This window comes from Actinoplanes aureus (assembly GCF_015704865.1).
GTDB lineage: Bacteria > Actinomycetota > Actinomycetes > Mycobacteriales > Micromonosporaceae > Actinoplanes > Actinoplanes aureus.
Genome location: NZ_JADQTO010000005.1, coordinates 207,740 through 222,123, shown reverse-complemented (window position 1 = coordinate 222,123; position 14,384 = coordinate 207,740). Strand labels below are relative to the sequence as shown.

Below are 14,384 nucleotides of genomic sequence, written 5' to 3'. Positions count from 1 at the left end.
GGTCGGAGCGGGGTCCGCATCGGCGAAATCACCAGCGTCGTGTCACCAGCCGGCAACATCCCGGAAATTTCATCCACCGAAATCCGGCGGCTGGGTCTTCCCCCGGAGGCCGCGGCGCGGAACACTCGCCGCATGTTTGATGCACCGTCAGTGCAGAAACTTTCCGCTACCGGTGGCGCGCCCTCCGCGGACGGGCCGGCGTCCGTCCGGACCGGACGCGGGCAGGTCCGGGCCGGGGCCGCCGGCGGCCTGTTCGGACGGGACGCGGGTGGTCCGGGGCTGTTCGGCCGGGACCCGGGTGGTCCCGGACTGTTCGGGCGGGACGCCGAACTCGCCGCGATCGGCCGGCTCACCGCGGCCGCGGCGGCCGGGTGCGGCGGCGCGCTCGTCCTGTCGGCCGCGCCGGGCGAGGGCCGGACCGCGCTGCTGCGCGCCACGGCCGCCGCCGCCCAGGGCTGGACGGTCCTCACCGCGTCGGGGTGCACCGAGGAACGCGCGGTGCCGTACGCCGGATTGCAACGCCTGCTCACCGCCGTGCGCGGCGGGCTCGCCGAGCTGGAGCCCGCGCAGCGTGCCGCGTTGTCGGGCGGCATGGCCGGTGCGGGCAGCGACCGGCTCGCGCTCGGCCTCGCCACGCTGAATCTGCTGGCGTCGGCGGCCCGGGTCCGCCCGGTGCTGTGCCTGCTCGACGACGCGCATCTGCTGGACCCGCCGAGCTGGCAGGCGATCACGTTCGCCGTGCGCCGGGCCGGCGGCGAGCGGCTCGCCGTCATCGCCACCGTGCCGGTCGGCGTCGAAACCGCCGGCCTGCCGGTACGCCGCCTCCGGCTCCTCGACCCGGCCGCTGCCCGTCAGCTGCTCGCCCGCCGCGCCCCGGAACTCGCCGAGGAGGTCGCCGCGGCGGTCACCGAGCTGGCCGGCGGCAACCCGGCCGCGCTGATCGACCTGGCCGACGCGCTCACCCCCGAACAGCGCCGCGGCTACGCGCCCCCGCCCGAGACGCTGCCGCCCGGCAGCATGCTGCGGCGCCGCTACCGGGCCGAGCTGGACGCTCTGCCGGCCGTCACCCGGGACCTGCTGCTGCTCGCCGCCGCCCCACCCCAGGCCCCGCCGGCCGACATCCTCGCCGCCGCGCTGCACACAGCCACGCGCGAAGCCCCAGCCGGCCACACCCTCGACCGCGACGACAAAGCCAGCGGCAGCCGCACGCTCGACCGCGACAAGGCCGGCGACAGCCGAGCATTCGGCCGCGACGACAAGGCCGGCGACGGCCACACGCTCGACCGCGACGACAAAGCGGGCGAGGAGCTCGGCTGCCTCGATGCGGCCGGGGACGGGCTGGGCGGGTTCGAGCCGGCCGAGCGCGCCGGCCTGGTCACCCTGACCGGGGACGGCGTGCGGTTCGCGTCGCCGTTGCTGCGTGCCTGCGTGTACGCCGAAGCCCCGGCGAGCCGGCGGCGGGCCGCACACGCCGCGCTCGCCCAGGCGGCCGCGGAACGTGGCGCCCACCTGCCCGAACTGCTGCATCGCGCGTCCGCCACCACCGGCCCGCACTCCGCGCTCGCCCGGCAGCTGACCCGGATCGCCGGCACCGCCGAACCGGCGGTAGCCGCCGAGGCCCACCGGTACGCCGCCGCGCTCTGCGCCGAACCCTCGGAGCAGGGCAGGGCGCTGCTCGGTGCGGCCCGGTCGGCGTGGCTGGCCGGCCGCCCGCACGACGCCGGGCTGCTGATCCGGCGGATACCGGCGGCGGCCGGCGCGGCCCGGGTACGCGCCCGCGGCCTGACCGCCGAGATGTTGCTGCCCGAAGGCCGTCCCGGCGCCCGGGAACTGCTCCTCGACGTGGCCGCCGACCTGGTGGACAGCGACACCGCGGCCGCACTCGACGCGCTCGCGCTCGCCGGGGAGGCCGCCGCCGCACCGGGCGAGCAGGGCCGCTACGCCGGACTGGCCCGCCGGGTCGTGGCCCGCCGGCGCGGTGACGAACCACCGGCGATGACCCTCGCCTTCCACCACGTCGCCGGGCTGGCCGGGCTGGCCGACGGGGACGAGCCGGGCGCGTTCGCCCGGTTCCGGCGGGCCCTCGACGTGGCCGACCGGGTCACCGAGCCGGTGCCGCTGATCCGGGCCGCCACCGCCGGAATCCTGGTCGGTGACGCCCGCCGGGCGGCCGCCCTGGCCGGGCGGGCGGCGGTGCTGGCCCGCGATTCCGGGTCGGCCGTGCTGGTGCCGCGCGCGCTGGAGCTCGCCGCCGTGGCCGGGATGGCGTCCGGTGACTACAACGCGGCGAACACGGCCGCGATGGACGGTGCCGCGGTCGCCCGCGGCACCGGGCAGCCGGTCCTGGCCGGGGCCCACTTCGGGCTGCTCGCCGTGCTGGCCGCGCTGGTCGGCGACCGGGACACCACGTTGAGCCGGATCGAGGCGGCCGGCGGTGGACCGGCCCGGGCGCACAGCGGCTGGGCGCTCGCCCTGCTGGACCTGGTCGACGGCCGGTTCGACGCCGCCACCGAACGCCTGATCTCGGTGGTGACCGCGCCGCCCGGGTACGGTTCGGCGCTGCTCCAGGTGGCGGTGGTGCCGCACCTGCTGGAAGCGGCCGCGCAGTCCGACACCCGCGTCCCGGACGCGTCGCTCGGCCTGGAGGCGGTGGCCACCGGGTTCGACCGGTGGACCGGCCGCACCGGTCAGCCCACCTGGCTGGCCCTGCGGGACCGCTGCCGGGCGCTGCGCGCGACCGACGCCGAGGCCGCGGAGATCCACTTCGGCGAGTCGCTCGGGCATGCCGGGGAGGCCGGGTTCCCGCGGGCGCACACCGAACTGCTCTACGGCCGGCTGCTGCGGCGCCGGCGCCGGCACGTCGAGGCACGCACCCACCTGCGGCGGGCCGCCGAGACCTTCCGGTTGCTGGACGCCGAACCGTGGGCCGAGCAGAGCGTACGGGAGCTGCGCGCCGCCGGCGAACGGATCGAACAGCAGGTCACCGTGCCCACCGGCCCGCCGCTCACCGCGCAGCAGGAGCGGATCGCGACACTGGTGGCCGGTGGCGCCACCAACCGGGAGGTGGCCCAAGAACTGCACCTCAGCCCGCGGACCGTGGACCATCACCTGCGCAACGTGTTCGCCCGGCTCGGCGTGCGCTCCCGTACCGAGATGGCCCGCCTGCTCAACTCCCGCTGACCGCCCAGCGCGGCCGCCTGCATGGGCCCGGCGGCCGCGCTGGGGCCCGGGCCCGGCGGGCGGCCGCGTGGCTCGGCGGGGAGGTGTGGTTCCGGCGGGACGGCCGTCACGCGTACCTCTCAAATTTTGATCTCTGCCCAGCGATCGGTCAGCTGGCGGCGGCGGCAGGCGACCAGATGGCCGGCGAGGATCGCCGGGTGACCGCCGCGCACGCAGACGTCGGCGCCCGCGCTGAGCACGCCCGCCACCAGCTCACCCGGCGCCCAGTCGTCGATCAGCGCGATCACCCGGGTCTCGGCGGGCAGCGCGGCCCGGGCCTGCCGGACGACGGCGATGGTGGCGCCGCTGAGTACCACCAGGTCACCCGGCCGGGCCGCGTCGAGGCCCGGAATCGTCCGCATGGTCCAGCCGTGCGGCAGGTAGTGCGGCAGGCTGGCCACCCGGCTCGGCTGGCCGAGCACGGCCACGACCGGATCGGGTGCCGGCTCCGGTGCGTGCCGGCCGGTCTCCGTCGCGTGGCGGTCGATCTCGGTGAGCATGGTGGTCTTCCCCTCGCTGGCTCCCTCGTGTAGATCAACGATTCGCCTCGCGGCTGTGCGTCACCATGTGCTTCACCTGTGCGTTCGTTGTCAGACGGAGTCCCGGACGATCACCCGGACCAGGTCGTCGCCGGGCGGCGGCGGGCCGGGGCGGCCGCCGGCCGCGGCCAGCACGGTGGCGGCCAGGTGGGCGGCGAGCCTGCGCTGGTCGGTGGTCACCGTGGTGAGGGCGGGTACGGCGAGCCGCGCGGCCGGGATGTCGTCGACGCCGATCACCGCGAGGTCGCCCGGTGCCGAGAGCCCGGCGCGGCGGACCCCGGCCAGCACGGCCAGCGCCACCTGGTCGTTGTACGCGCAGACCCCGGTGATCCCGGCCGCGTGCCAGCGGCGCACCGCCTCGGCGGCCGCGGCCGGATCCAGCGGGACGGTCTGCACGTGCGGTTCGGTGGCGGTGTGCGCGCGTACCCCGGCCAGGCGGGGCTCGGCGAAGATCCGCAGCCGGTCGTCGTCGGGGTACGCGTAACCGAGCCGGCGATGACCCGCACGCGTGAGGTGTTCGGCCTGCCGGCGCCCGGCCGGCTGCTGCGGTATGAGCTCGCCGGGCGGGTCCAGCAGGGCCACCACCAGCGCGACACCGGCGGCGCGCATCGCGTCGAGCTCGTCGCCGGAGAAGCCGGCGAAGGCGAGCACCGCGGCCGGGGTGATCGCCTTCCAGAGTTCGGCCACCGGCCGGTCCGCTGGGCTGCCCGGGTGCACCACGAAGGTGCGGCCGGCGCGGGCCAGCTCGGTGGAGAGGTTGCCGAGCAGTTCACCGACCGCGTCACCGATCGGCCAGTCGGGCAACAGGCACAGCACCACATCGGAGCGCCCGGTACGCAGCGCGCGAGCGGCCGCCGACGGCGCGTAGCCGAGGCCGGCCGCGGCGGCGAGGACGCGGCTGCGGGTACCCGGGGAGATGCTCTGGCCCGGCGTGTCGTTCAGTACGTAGCTGACCGTGGCCCGGGAGACCCCGGCGCGGCGGGCGACGTCCGCACTGGTCACTCGTTGCATGCGGGGGCGTTCCAGGTGACCAGAACCGGGTCCACCTGGTGTTCGAAACCCAGCACCGAGATCGTGGCGGTGTCCAGCTTGAGCAGCCCGCCCGCGCTCGCCGGCAACCCGACCCAGCGGGCCCCGGCCACCCGCAGGCAGTGCCCGTGCGCCACCAGCGCCACGTCACCCCCGGCGGTCAGCTCACCGGCCCGCGCCAGAACCCGGTCCAGCCGGGCCCCGGCCTGCTCCGGGGACTCGCCACCCGGGCAACCGTCGGTCCACAGCGACCAGTCCGGCCGACCGGAACGGATCTCGCGGGTGGTGATGCCCTCGTACTCGCCGTAGTTCCACTCGGCCAGGTCCTCGGTCACCTCGGTCACCGTCAGCCCGGCCAGCTCGGCGGTGTGCCGGGCCCGCTTACGCGGGCTGCAGAGAACCGCCGCGAACGTACGCCCGGCGAGCTGCTCGCCGACGGACCGCGCCTGCCGCTCGCCCTCCGCGGTCAGCTCCAGTTCGGTGTACGAGGTGTGCCGCCCGTTCGCACTCCACTCGGTCTGCCCGTGCCGGACCAGCACGATCTCCGCCATCAGCGTCCCCCCGGTGACTCCAGGAGTTGGTGTCGCACCACCCTAGCCTTCGCCGGGAAGCGACAGCGGGTGACGGGTCTCGTCCCGCTCGGCCAGGCAGGCCATCGCCTTCCGGTACTGCGACTGGGTCAGGTCACCACGGATCAGCTGTGCCACCAGCAGGCCCTCGGTGCTCTCCGCGCGCGGCGGCGGCTCCACCGGTTTCGGGGCCGGTGCGGGTTCCGGCGCCGGCACGGCCTCCGGAGCGGACACGGCGCGGGCCCTCGGCCAGAGAGCGAACGTCCACGCGGCGATGGTCGCCGCGATCAACACAACCAGGACCAGCATGATGACCAACTCCTCGGTTACATGGTGGCCCCTCGATACCCCGTGGACCAGGGATCTCACTCCGGTATGTTCAGCGGGTGCCGGTGTTCGTCGCGGGCCGCGATGCGCTCCACCGCACGAAGATACTGCCTGCGCGTGATTTCCCCACGCATCAACTGCTCGACGATTACGCCTTCCAAGCTGGACGGTCGATTCGCCGAGGCCGGGCCTGGCTCGTCCGGTGTCTCCTCGCGACCCGCCGGTGCTCCCGGGGCAGGCCAGAGGGAGAGCACGGCGGCGACGATCAGCCCCACGATCACCACTAGCAGAAGCATCATCACAACACCCCCTCGATACATCTTCGCCGTACCGGCGGCAGTGCCGCCCGCGGCGGCAGATGGCGCGAAATCCGTCGGTGGCGGCCGCGAGGCCGGCTGGTAGCCGGTGCTGCTCGTCCAGCCGTTCGGTCCGCCGGCCTACCTGCTGTGGTGCCTCCGCCGCGGATGACCGGCTAGCCGTCGCAGGCGCCGACGTACCAGCTCGGCGCCTTGGCGTCGTCGGCCGACTCCACGTACTCCGGTTGCGCCGACGTCCCCAGGTCCTCCATGAACCGCTGCTGGAAGATCGCGGCCGAACCGGTCGGCTCGCGCAGCAGGACGCAACCGGTCACCGACTCGAGGTCACCGCCGCAGCCCTTGCCGTTGATCTCGACGGCGTTGCCGGACTCGCGGGTCACCTCCATGGACTCGCAGTCGATGTGCACTTTCGCGGCGCCGGCGATCGTCTGTTCGACAGCCGCGTCCCAGGTCCCGGCCGGAATGTCACCGGCCGCCGAACCCAGGCTCTGGGAGAGATTGGTACGGGACCACCTGTTGAGGTAGTCCACCGTGCCGATCAGGGAGTACCGGTGCCTCTCGCGTGTCTCCGGATCCGGGCCGGAGGTGCAGCCCGCGGCGAACATCAGCACCACCACCACCAGCGGCACAGCCACTCTCTTGATCATGGCGGTGAATATGCCACAGGGGGCCGAAGGTCCCGGGACGAGGTGGCTTCGGCCTCGGGTGCGCGGCCGCGCGACAGCGCAGAGTCAGAGGCGCAGACAACGTCGCTAGGAGGACCAGATGGCCACCATTACTCACCTCGAGACGGTCGAAGCACCCGGTGCCATGCTGACCCGATCCGGCGCCCGTGCGCTGGCCGTCCTCCGCATCGCCACCGGCTTCGTCTTCCTGTGGGCGTTTCTCGACAAGACGCTCGGCTTCGGCTACGCGACCCCGGCGGAGCGGGCCTGGATCAACGGAGGCTCGCCCACCAAAGGGTTCCTCAGCTCCCTGGAGACCGGACCGTTCACCGGCTTCTTCCACGACATCGCCGGCGCCGGCTGGGCGAACTGGCTGTTCATGCTGGGCCTGCTCGGCATCGGCATCGCGCTGATCCTCGGCGTCGGCCTGCGGATCGCCGCGGTCGCGTCCGCCCTGATGATGGCCTTCATGTGGGTGGCCGAATGGCCGCTGGCCAGCGGCTCGTCGAACCCGGTCGTCGACTACCACGTCATCTACGCGATCGGTGGGGTGGTGCTCGCCCTCACCTACGCCGGGCACACCTGGGGCCTCGGCCGCTGGTGGGCGGCGCTCCCCCTGGTCCAGAAGAACCGCTGGCTGATCTGACCCTCTCCCCCCTTCCCCGCCCGGCCGCCACTCGCGGCCGGGCATCTCCGTGAGGTGACAAAACGAGTGATCCGCCGTGCCCAGACCCTGCCGGAAGTGCGATGCTGCCGGGGAGCGACAGTGAACCGGCACACGGAGCACGTGGAGGCAGCATGATCGCGCAGGTGGGCGACCGGCTCGTCGTGAAGGGCAAGCACGTCGGCGACGGCAACAAGATCGGTGTCATCACCCGGTTGCGGCACGAGGACGGCTCGCCGCCGTACGAGGTCCGGTGGGAGGACGGCCACACCGGCCTGATCTTCCCGGGCCCGGAGACCCACGTGGAGCACATCAGGGAGTGACCTCCCCGCATCACCCGCCGCCCGCCTAGAGGGCTTCCGTAGTCAGGGTCCCCAAGCGGTGACCTTGCTCGGCCCAACCTCAATGCTGTCTCAACGGCCACCAGACAGCTCCCACGTTTGGGCCGGACAAGACCTCGACCACGAAGGCTCTCTTGTTCACGTGCGGCTGGGGCCTGCCGGGGTGGCGGCCAGCCACCTCATTCGGTGCGTCAGCGACGGCCCTCGGCGCGGGCCCGCTTCGTCGCGCGGAGGCCGTGATAGCCGTGCGGCCAGGCGGTCCGGGAACAGGCCGCCTCCTGTTTGTTCGCCGGTCCGGCGACGAGGTCACGGCTTGCGCCATGATGCTCGGCGCCGTGACGGGATCGCGGCGTCGGGGCGATGGGAGTTCGGTGGGGCGGGCGTCAGGTGCGAGGTGGGTCGGCTGGGCGCAGGACGGCGACCAGGAAGTCGGCCGCTGGGGTGAACGGGCGCAGGTCCCACGTGCTCAGCAGCAGGTCCGGGGTGAGGCCGGCGGTGGTGGCGTCGGTCAGGAAATCGTCGAAGTCGTAGCCTCGACCGGCGCCGAAGCCGACGACCGCGCGGCCGCCGGCGGTGAGGTGGGCGGCGAAGCGACGGAGGATCTCCACGCGGGAGGCGGGGGCGGCGAAGGTCATCACGTTGCCCGCGCAGACGATCACGTCGAAGCGGTCGGGCACGTCGAGCTCGCTGAGGTCGCCCACCTGCCAGCTCGGGCCGGGATAGGAGTGCTGCGCCTCGGCGATCAGCTCCGGGTCGAGGTCGACGCCGGTTACCTCGTGGCCGGAAGCGGCGAGGTGACCGCCGACCCGGCCGGTGCCGCAGCCGGCGTCGAGGATGCGCGCGCCGCGGGGCACCATGGCGTCGATCAGCCGGGCCTCCCCTGCGAGGTCCTCGCCCCGGGCGGCCATCTGGCGGAACCGGTCGATGTACCAGCGCGAGTGGCCGGGATCCTCAGCGATTTTGCGCAGCCAGAGATTTTCGGTGGCGGTCATGATCCTTCTTCTGGGTGCCGGACGACAGCGATGATCAAACCCTACGTCGCGGTGCCCGGCGGCGGCTGGGAAGCCACAGGTGGTGATGGCGCGACTGCCGGGATCTCATCGAGGGTGGCGCCGTAGCAGGCCTTCCGCCGACGTCCTCGGCAAATGCGCACGTGCGACCGAACGGTGCCGCCTCACCGTTGTCACGGGTCAGCCCGTGAAGTCGACCTTTGCCGTTTCGGCGAGGCCGGCGGTGCGGCCGGGGGCGCTCTGCCACTGCCAGTACAGGTTGGTGTGGGCGATCACCTGCTCGGGAGGCGGAGCACCGTACGCCGAGAGGTCCTCGGTGGTGTGCGCATCCGAGACCAGGGTTACGTCGTAACCCCGGACGAAACCGCCGTGGATGGTGTTACGGATGCACGCGTCGCTCTGTGCGCCTGTCACCACGAGCCGGCCGACCTGCCGCTCGGCGAGCAGCTGCTCCAGCTCGGTGGCCTCGAACGAGTCGCCGTAGATCTTGTGGACCAGCGGCTCGTCGTCGCGGCGGGACAGCTCCGGCACGTATTGCCAGTCGTCGCTGCCTCGAGCGAGGCCGTCCTCGTCGGAGTGCTGCACCCAGATCACCGGCACACCCTCGAGACGGGCCTTGTCGAGAAGGGTGTTGATGTTGGCGATCACGTCATCTCGGCGCGGCGCACCGGCAACCACCCCCTTCTGCACGTCGATGACCAGCAGGGCGGTTTGCGGGCGGTCAGGCAAGGTAGTCATGAGGCACACCCTAGAACGAACCCCCGACACTTTCCCGCCCCGAACCGGGGCACGAGGCGAGGCTCGGAGCGGACGCAGGAGGGGTCGCAGCGGCGCGGGAGCACGGCGCGGCACGGGCATGACCGGGCGGCCGGTGGGCGTGACGGGACGCGGGCGGCTTGGGGCCGCGGTCACGTATCTTCGACTTCCATGACCGCCGACCAGCGCAACGCGAAGCTCACCGAGGTCGCCCAGCGGGCTGGCGTCTCCATCGCGACGGCGTCCCGGGTGCTCTCCGGGCGTGGTCCGGCGTCGCCGGCCAGCCGGGAGGCGGTGCGTCGTGCGGCCGCCGACCTTGGTTATGTGCCGCATCCGGTGGCCCGGCGGCTCGCGCATGGGGACGGCACCCGCATTGTGTTCGCGGTGCGCGATCGCCGCACCGATATTCTGCGCGACCCGTTCGTCACTCGGGCCGCCGCGGCGATGTCGGTTGCCGCGGAGCCGGACGGGCTCGGGGTGAGCCTGCGCCGGCTGCCCCTGGACGCGGCTGCCGAGTTGGAGTCGATCGCGGCCGATCGCAGCGTCGCGGCTGTGGTGCTGGCCGGGCACGACCGGGCGATGCTCGATCACCTGCCGGCGGCGCTGCGCGGCCGGACCGCCGCGATCGGGGCGGGCGGCACGGATGTGGACAGCGCCGCCGGGATCGGTGCGTTGGTACGTCACCTGTACGCGACCGGCCGCCGCCGGATCGTCCTGGTGGGTGGTCCGCCGTGGGTCGCCGCGGCACGGGCGCCGCTGCACGCCTACACCGAGCTGATGCGTTCGGCCGGGTTGCCGATCCGGGTGGTGCCCGGCGACTTCACCGCGGCGCGGGGACGCACGGCCGCCCGGATCGTGTTGCGCCGCTGGCCGGACACCGACGCGATCGCCGCGGTCAGCGACGCCACCGCCCTCGGCGTCCTACAGGCCCTCGCCGCCGCCGGCCTCCGCGTTCCCGGTGACATCGCGGTCACCGGCTTCGACGACATCCCGCTGGCGGCGGCCACGCACCCTGCCCTCTCGACCGCGACCCACCCGGTCGAACTGATCGCGGTCGCCGCCACCCGCGCTGCCCTGGGCGCACCGGAACGCGGCCGCCTCTTCCCCAGCCGCCCGGTCCTGCGCGCCACCGCCTGACCACGCGGCTCCCCGCCCGCGCCTCAGCCCGCCTGACCATCCGGCCGCAGCCCGCGCTTCAACCCACCTGACCACCTACCGCCGCCCATGCTCCAGCCCGCCTAACCACCCGGCCACCCACGCTTCGGCCCGCCTGACCACGCCGGCCATCAACCCCGGGCTTCAGCCCGGCGGTCGCGCTGGGGCCGTGCGCGCGTGGTCAGCTCGCGGTGTAGTCAGGGGACCTTTCGTCGGCCGTACCGTGCATGGATTTGTAAAGCGCGGCCAGCTCGATGCCGATGCGGGCCAGCTCAGCGCGCACCGTGGGTGGATCTTGAACTTCGACGGCCGCGCCCCAGCCGGAGAGCGTGCGGGCGATGTCGAGCGGGGTCGGCGCGCCGACGCGGACGCGGGCGCGGCCGTCGGAGGCGACCGCGACCACCTCGCAGTGCCGGCCGAAGTGGCCGCGGAGGACCCAGACGAACCGTTCTTCGATCAGCAGGGTTGCCCAGGTCCGGGCGCGTTTCTGCTCGACCGTGGTGACTACCTGCTCCCAGGCCGTGTCGAGGTCGAAGTCGGCCGGGCGTTCGAATTGTTCGTCGGTGACCGTCACCGACGACATCCGGTCGAGGCGGAAGGTGCGCTGGCCGCGGTCGGTGCCGGCGATCAGGTACCAGACGTCGTCCTTGTCGACCAGGCCCCACGGGTCGGCCGTGCGTGGCGCGCCCTGGTAGGTGAATCGGATCCGGCGCTGCCGGACCACCGCGTCCTGCAACGGCCCGACACCGGACGGGCGGTGGCGGTCGAGCGAGCCCCATGCCGCCGGGTCGATGAGCGTGGCGGAGGCGGCGGCCTGGGCGTCGGTCCGGAACGGCGCCGGTAGCGCACGGAGCAGTTTGCGCAACGCCGCCTTGGCCTCATCGGAGACCGCTGCGGCCGGCCCGACCAGCAGGAACAGGGCCTGCGCCTCGGCCGCCGACAGGCCGCTCAGGTCGGTGCGTGCCCCGCCGACCAGGGACCAGCCGCCGTGCCGGCCGGGCTGGGGATAGACCGGGATCCCGGCTGCGGAGAGGGCTTCCAGGTCACGGCGGGCGGTCGCCACCGACACCTCCAGCTCGGTGGCGAGTTCGGCCGCGGTGACCCGGCCGCGGGCTTGCATCAGCAGGAGGGTGGCTACTAGACGGTCCGCACGCATGTCTTCAGATTCGCAGAAAAAGTGCTCAGTAGGTGAGCACTTAAGCCGCCAGAATCGATCGCATGATGCTTCGAGGATTCACCACCGTCACGTTCTTCACCGACGACATGGAGGCGGCCAAGGCCTGGTACACCGAGGTGTTCGAGCTGGAGCCGTACTTCAATCGCGACAACGCCTACATCGAGTGGCGGGTCGGCGACTACCAGCACGAGTTCGGCCTGCTGGACACCCGGTACGCTCCGCACCCGCCGGGTAAGGGCGCCATCATCTACTGGGCGGTCGACGACGTGGAGGCCGCGTATGAGCGGCTCCTCCGCCTCGGCGCGCAACCGTACGCCGAGCCGATCGAGCGCGGGCCCGGCTTCGTCACCGCGTCGGTGATCGACCCGTTCGGCAACGTGCTGGGTGTCATGTTCAACCAGCACTACCTGGACGTTTGCGCTGTAAGCGGTTCCACCGCCTAACGTCTGCGGCGTGCCTGAGATCCGCCAGTACCGCCCCGCCGACCGGACCGCCCTCTACGACATCTGCGTGCGCACCGCCGACGCCGGCGGTGACGCGCGCGGGCGGTACTCCACCGACGACCTGATGGGCGACCTGTTCGCCGGCCCGTACGCGTTCCTGGAGCCGCACCTGGCATTCGTGCTGGACGACGGCGGAGAGGCGGTGGGGTACGTGGTCGGCACGGCGGACACGGCGTCGTTCGCCCGCCGCTACCGGGCCGAGTGGATTCCGCTGGTCGGCGACCGTTACCCGGTGCCGCCGGCGGAGGGGCGCACGCCCGAGCAGGACATGGTGGCCCTGCACTACTACCCGGAGCGGATGCTGGGGCCGGGGCTCGACGGCTATCCGGCCCACCTGCACATCGACCTGCTGCCGCCGTACCAGGGGCAGGGGTGGGGGCGGCGGCTCATCGAACGGTTCCTGGACGTGGTGGACGCTCCGGGCGTGCACGTCGGGATGGTGACCGCGAACGTGAAGGCACGCGGCTTCTACGACCGGCTGGGATTCACCGTGCTGCCGGTGCCGGACCCGGGCCCGCTCACCTATCTCGGCATCAGGACGCGCCCCGCGTAAATGGTCTGGCCTCCGGAGCCACCCTTCTTGTACGATCGTACTTGTACGTTCGTACAAGATGAATCGAAGGTGTTTCCGCAGTGCCGTACGTCTTCCTGTTCACCGCCATCGCCGCCGAGCTCTTCGCGACCAGCCTGATGAAGGCGACCGAGGGCTTCACCCGCCTCTGGCCCACCATCGCCGTCCTCGCCGGTTACGTGATCTCCTTCGTGCTGCTCGCGCAGGCCGTGAAGGGCATACAGGTCGGCGTGGCGTACGCGATCTGGTCCGCGGTCGGCACCGCCGCGATCGTGGTCATCGGCGCGCTCTTCCTTGACGAGCCGTTCACGTTGGTTAAGGTGGCCGGGGTCTCGCTCATCATCGCCGGAGTCGTCATGCTGAACCTGAACAGCGGGACGGCCCATTGACCGGCCGCCGCCCGCAACGCGCCCGCGACCCCGAGGCGCGCCGCGCCGCCCTCGCCGTCGCCACCATGGAGGTCATCGCCGAGGCCGGCGTCGGCCGGACCACGCACCGGGCCGTCGCCGCCAAGGCCGGCCTGCCGCTGGGCGCGACCACCTACTACTTCCCCACCCTCGACGACCTGATCGCCGCCGGGCTGCGGCACGCCGTCGACATGCTGCAGACCGACCTCGACGAGTGGGCGGAGCGGCTCCGGTCGGCACCGGACGTGGCCGAGGCCCTGACCGGGCTGATGTGTGAGTACCTCGGCGATCGCCGCCAGGCCCGCCTCGAGTACGAGCTGTGCGTCGCGGCCGCCCGCGACGAGGCCCTGCGGCCACTCGCCGAGGTGTGGATGCGCGGCCTGCCCGAGATCCTGGAGCCCTACGTGGGAGCGGCCGCGGGCCGGGACATCTGCGCCCTGCTCGACGGCATCATCCTGCTGGCGCTGGTCACCGAGTCCGAGCTGGACGCACCGGGCCTGACCGCCGCCATCCGCCGCCTCGCCGGCACCTGAGGCCGGTCAGGGCGCCGCGAGCAGCGCGCGGACGCCCGCCACGTAACTCTTGCGGTCGATCTCGCCGACCAGGATGCGCTGCAGGATGTAGCCCTGGATGAGCCCGAACAGGGCAGCGCCGACGCCTTCGGCGTCCGCGTCGGCGGGCAGCTGGCCGGCCTCCTTGGCCGCCTCCGCAATCCGGACCGCGCGGGCGCGCACCCGCCCGTAGATCTCCGCGACGACGGCGCCGACCTCGGCGTCGTGCACGGCCTCACCCCAGACCTGTACGGCGATGCGAGCCGTCCCGCCGTCCCCGGCGTTGGTGTCGATGATCTCCAGGATCCGCTCGAAGATCGCCGGGATGGCCGGTGTCGGCTCCTGCGCCAGCATGTCGTCCAGCATCGAGGTGACCTCGCCGATCTTCGTGCCGGCGATGGCGGTGATCAGCTCGTTCTTGCTCTTGAAGTAGCGGTAGAAGGCGCCGACCGAGAGACCCGCCTCCTTGATCACGTCCTGCATCGACGTCTGGTGGAAGCCGTTGCGGACGAAGCAGCGGGCTGCCGCGTCGAGAATCTGCTGCCGGCGGGCGGCGAGGTGGGCTTCGGAGACTCGGGGCATGC

At 73.0% G+C, this 14,384-nt stretch carries 18 protein-coding genes; 8 read left to right on the top strand and 10 right to left on the bottom strand.

From position 1 onward, the window contains the following. The first annotated feature begins 132 nt into the window (after positions 1-132). Positions 133-3,180, top strand: coding sequence for a helix-turn-helix domain-containing protein (locus tag I4J89_RS12540; RefSeq protein ID WP_196414086.1), 3,048 nt, complete (start codon positions 133-135; stop codon positions 3,178-3,180). Positions 3,181-3,299: 119 nt separating this feature from the next. Here the strand turns inward: I4J89_RS12540 and I4J89_RS12535 are convergent, their stop codons facing one another. From I4J89_RS12535 to I4J89_RS12510, 6 genes are all read right to left on the bottom strand, one after another. Continuing rightward, on the bottom strand, positions 3,300-3,719 hold the full coding sequence (locus tag I4J89_RS12535) for a hypothetical protein (RefSeq protein ID WP_196414085.1): 420 nt from the start codon (positions 3,717-3,719) through the stop codon (positions 3,300-3,302). A 90-nt stretch (positions 3,720-3,809) separates the two neighbouring features. Then, on the bottom strand, positions 3,810-4,769 hold the full coding sequence (locus I4J89_RS12530; protein ID WP_196414084.1) for a LacI family DNA-binding transcriptional regulator: 960 nt from the start codon (positions 4,767-4,769) through the stop codon (positions 3,810-3,812). Then, on the bottom strand, positions 4,757-5,338 hold the full coding sequence (locus I4J89_RS12525; protein ID WP_196414083.1) for a histidine phosphatase family protein: 582 nt from the start codon (positions 5,336-5,338) through the stop codon (positions 4,757-4,759). The genes I4J89_RS12530 and I4J89_RS12525 overlap by 13 nt, the downstream gene beginning before the upstream one ends. 42 nt (positions 5,339-5,380) lie before the next feature. Beyond that, positions 5,381-5,665, bottom strand: coding sequence for a hypothetical protein (locus I4J89_RS12520; protein ID WP_196414082.1), 285 nt, complete (start codon positions 5,663-5,665; stop codon positions 5,381-5,383). 56 nt (positions 5,666-5,721) lie between these two features. Continuing rightward, positions 5,722-5,985, bottom strand: coding sequence for a hypothetical protein (locus I4J89_RS12515; RefSeq protein ID WP_196414081.1), 264 nt, complete (start codon positions 5,983-5,985; stop codon positions 5,722-5,724). Positions 5,986-6,155: 170 nt separating this feature from the next. Beyond that, positions 6,156-6,647, bottom strand: a complete 492-nt coding sequence (locus I4J89_RS12510) for a hypothetical protein (protein ID WP_196414080.1) — start codon at positions 6,645-6,647, stop codon at positions 6,156-6,158. A 118-nt stretch (positions 6,648-6,765) separates the two neighbouring features. On the opposite strand from I4J89_RS12510, the gene I4J89_RS12505 reads away from it, so the two are divergent. Beyond that, the gene (locus I4J89_RS12505; protein WP_196414079.1) at positions 6,766-7,311 is read left to right on the top strand and encodes a DoxX family protein; all 546 of its coding nucleotides are present in this window, start codon (positions 6,766-6,768) and stop codon (positions 7,309-7,311) included. 152 nt (positions 7,312-7,463) lie between these two features. Next, positions 7,464-7,652, top strand: coding sequence for a DUF1918 domain-containing protein (locus tag I4J89_RS12500; RefSeq protein ID WP_196414078.1), 189 nt, complete (start codon positions 7,464-7,466; stop codon positions 7,650-7,652). A gap of 401 nt (positions 7,653-8,053) precedes the next feature. Here the strand turns inward: I4J89_RS12500 and I4J89_RS12495 are convergent, their stop codons facing one another. Then, entirely contained in the window at positions 8,054-8,662 is a 609-nt protein-coding gene (locus I4J89_RS12495) for a class I SAM-dependent methyltransferase (protein ID WP_196414077.1), read from the bottom strand. 198 nt (positions 8,663-8,860) lie between these two features. Beyond that, positions 8,861-9,418, bottom strand: coding sequence for a cysteine hydrolase family protein (locus I4J89_RS12490; RefSeq protein ID WP_196414076.1), 558 nt, complete (start codon positions 9,416-9,418; stop codon positions 8,861-8,863). Between the two features lie 189 nt (positions 9,419-9,607). Between I4J89_RS12490 and I4J89_RS12485 the strand changes: the two genes are divergently transcribed. After that, complete coding sequence (locus I4J89_RS12485) at positions 9,608-10,573, top strand: LacI family DNA-binding transcriptional regulator (RefSeq protein WP_196414075.1); 966 nt, start codon at positions 9,608-9,610, stop codon at positions 10,571-10,573. A 199-nt stretch (positions 10,574-10,772) separates the two neighbouring features. On the opposite strand, the gene I4J89_RS12480 is transcribed toward I4J89_RS12485, so the two are convergent. Next, on the bottom strand, positions 10,773-11,747 hold the full coding sequence (locus I4J89_RS12480; protein WP_196414074.1) for a helix-turn-helix transcriptional regulator: 975 nt from the start codon (positions 11,745-11,747) through the stop codon (positions 10,773-10,775). 62 nt (positions 11,748-11,809) lie between these two features. Here I4J89_RS12480 and I4J89_RS12475 point away from each other — a divergent pair, with 62 nt between their 5' ends. From I4J89_RS12475 to I4J89_RS12460, 4 genes are all read left to right on the top strand, one after another. Beyond that, the gene (locus I4J89_RS12475) at positions 11,810-12,211 is read left to right on the top strand and encodes a VOC family protein (RefSeq protein ID WP_230858824.1); all 402 of its coding nucleotides are present in this window, start codon (positions 11,810-11,812) and stop codon (positions 12,209-12,211) included. Positions 12,212-12,221: 10 nt separating this feature from the next. Next, complete coding sequence (locus I4J89_RS12470; protein ID WP_196414073.1) at positions 12,222-12,824, top strand: GNAT family N-acetyltransferase; 603 nt, start codon at positions 12,222-12,224, stop codon at positions 12,822-12,824. Between the two features lie 80 nt (positions 12,825-12,904). Further along, positions 12,905-13,231: a DMT family transporter gene (locus tag I4J89_RS12465; protein WP_196414072.1), complete on the top strand. Its 327-nt coding sequence runs from the start codon at positions 12,905-12,907 to the stop codon at positions 13,229-13,231. Further along, positions 13,228-13,782 (top strand): TetR/AcrR family transcriptional regulator, encoded by a 555-nt coding sequence (locus I4J89_RS12460; protein WP_196414071.1) that lies wholly within the window; start codon positions 13,228-13,230, stop codon positions 13,780-13,782. Before I4J89_RS12465 ends, I4J89_RS12460 begins: the two co-directional genes overlap by 4 nt. A 6-nt stretch (positions 13,783-13,788) precedes the next feature. On the opposite strand, the gene I4J89_RS12455 is transcribed toward I4J89_RS12460, so the two are convergent. Continuing rightward, positions 13,789-14,382 carry a TetR/AcrR family transcriptional regulator gene (locus I4J89_RS12455; RefSeq protein ID WP_196414070.1) on the bottom strand — a complete coding sequence of 198 codons (594 nt, stop codon included), beginning with the start codon at positions 14,380-14,382 and terminating at the stop codon, positions 13,789-13,791. Between the last annotated feature and the right edge of the window lie 2 nt (positions 14,383-14,384).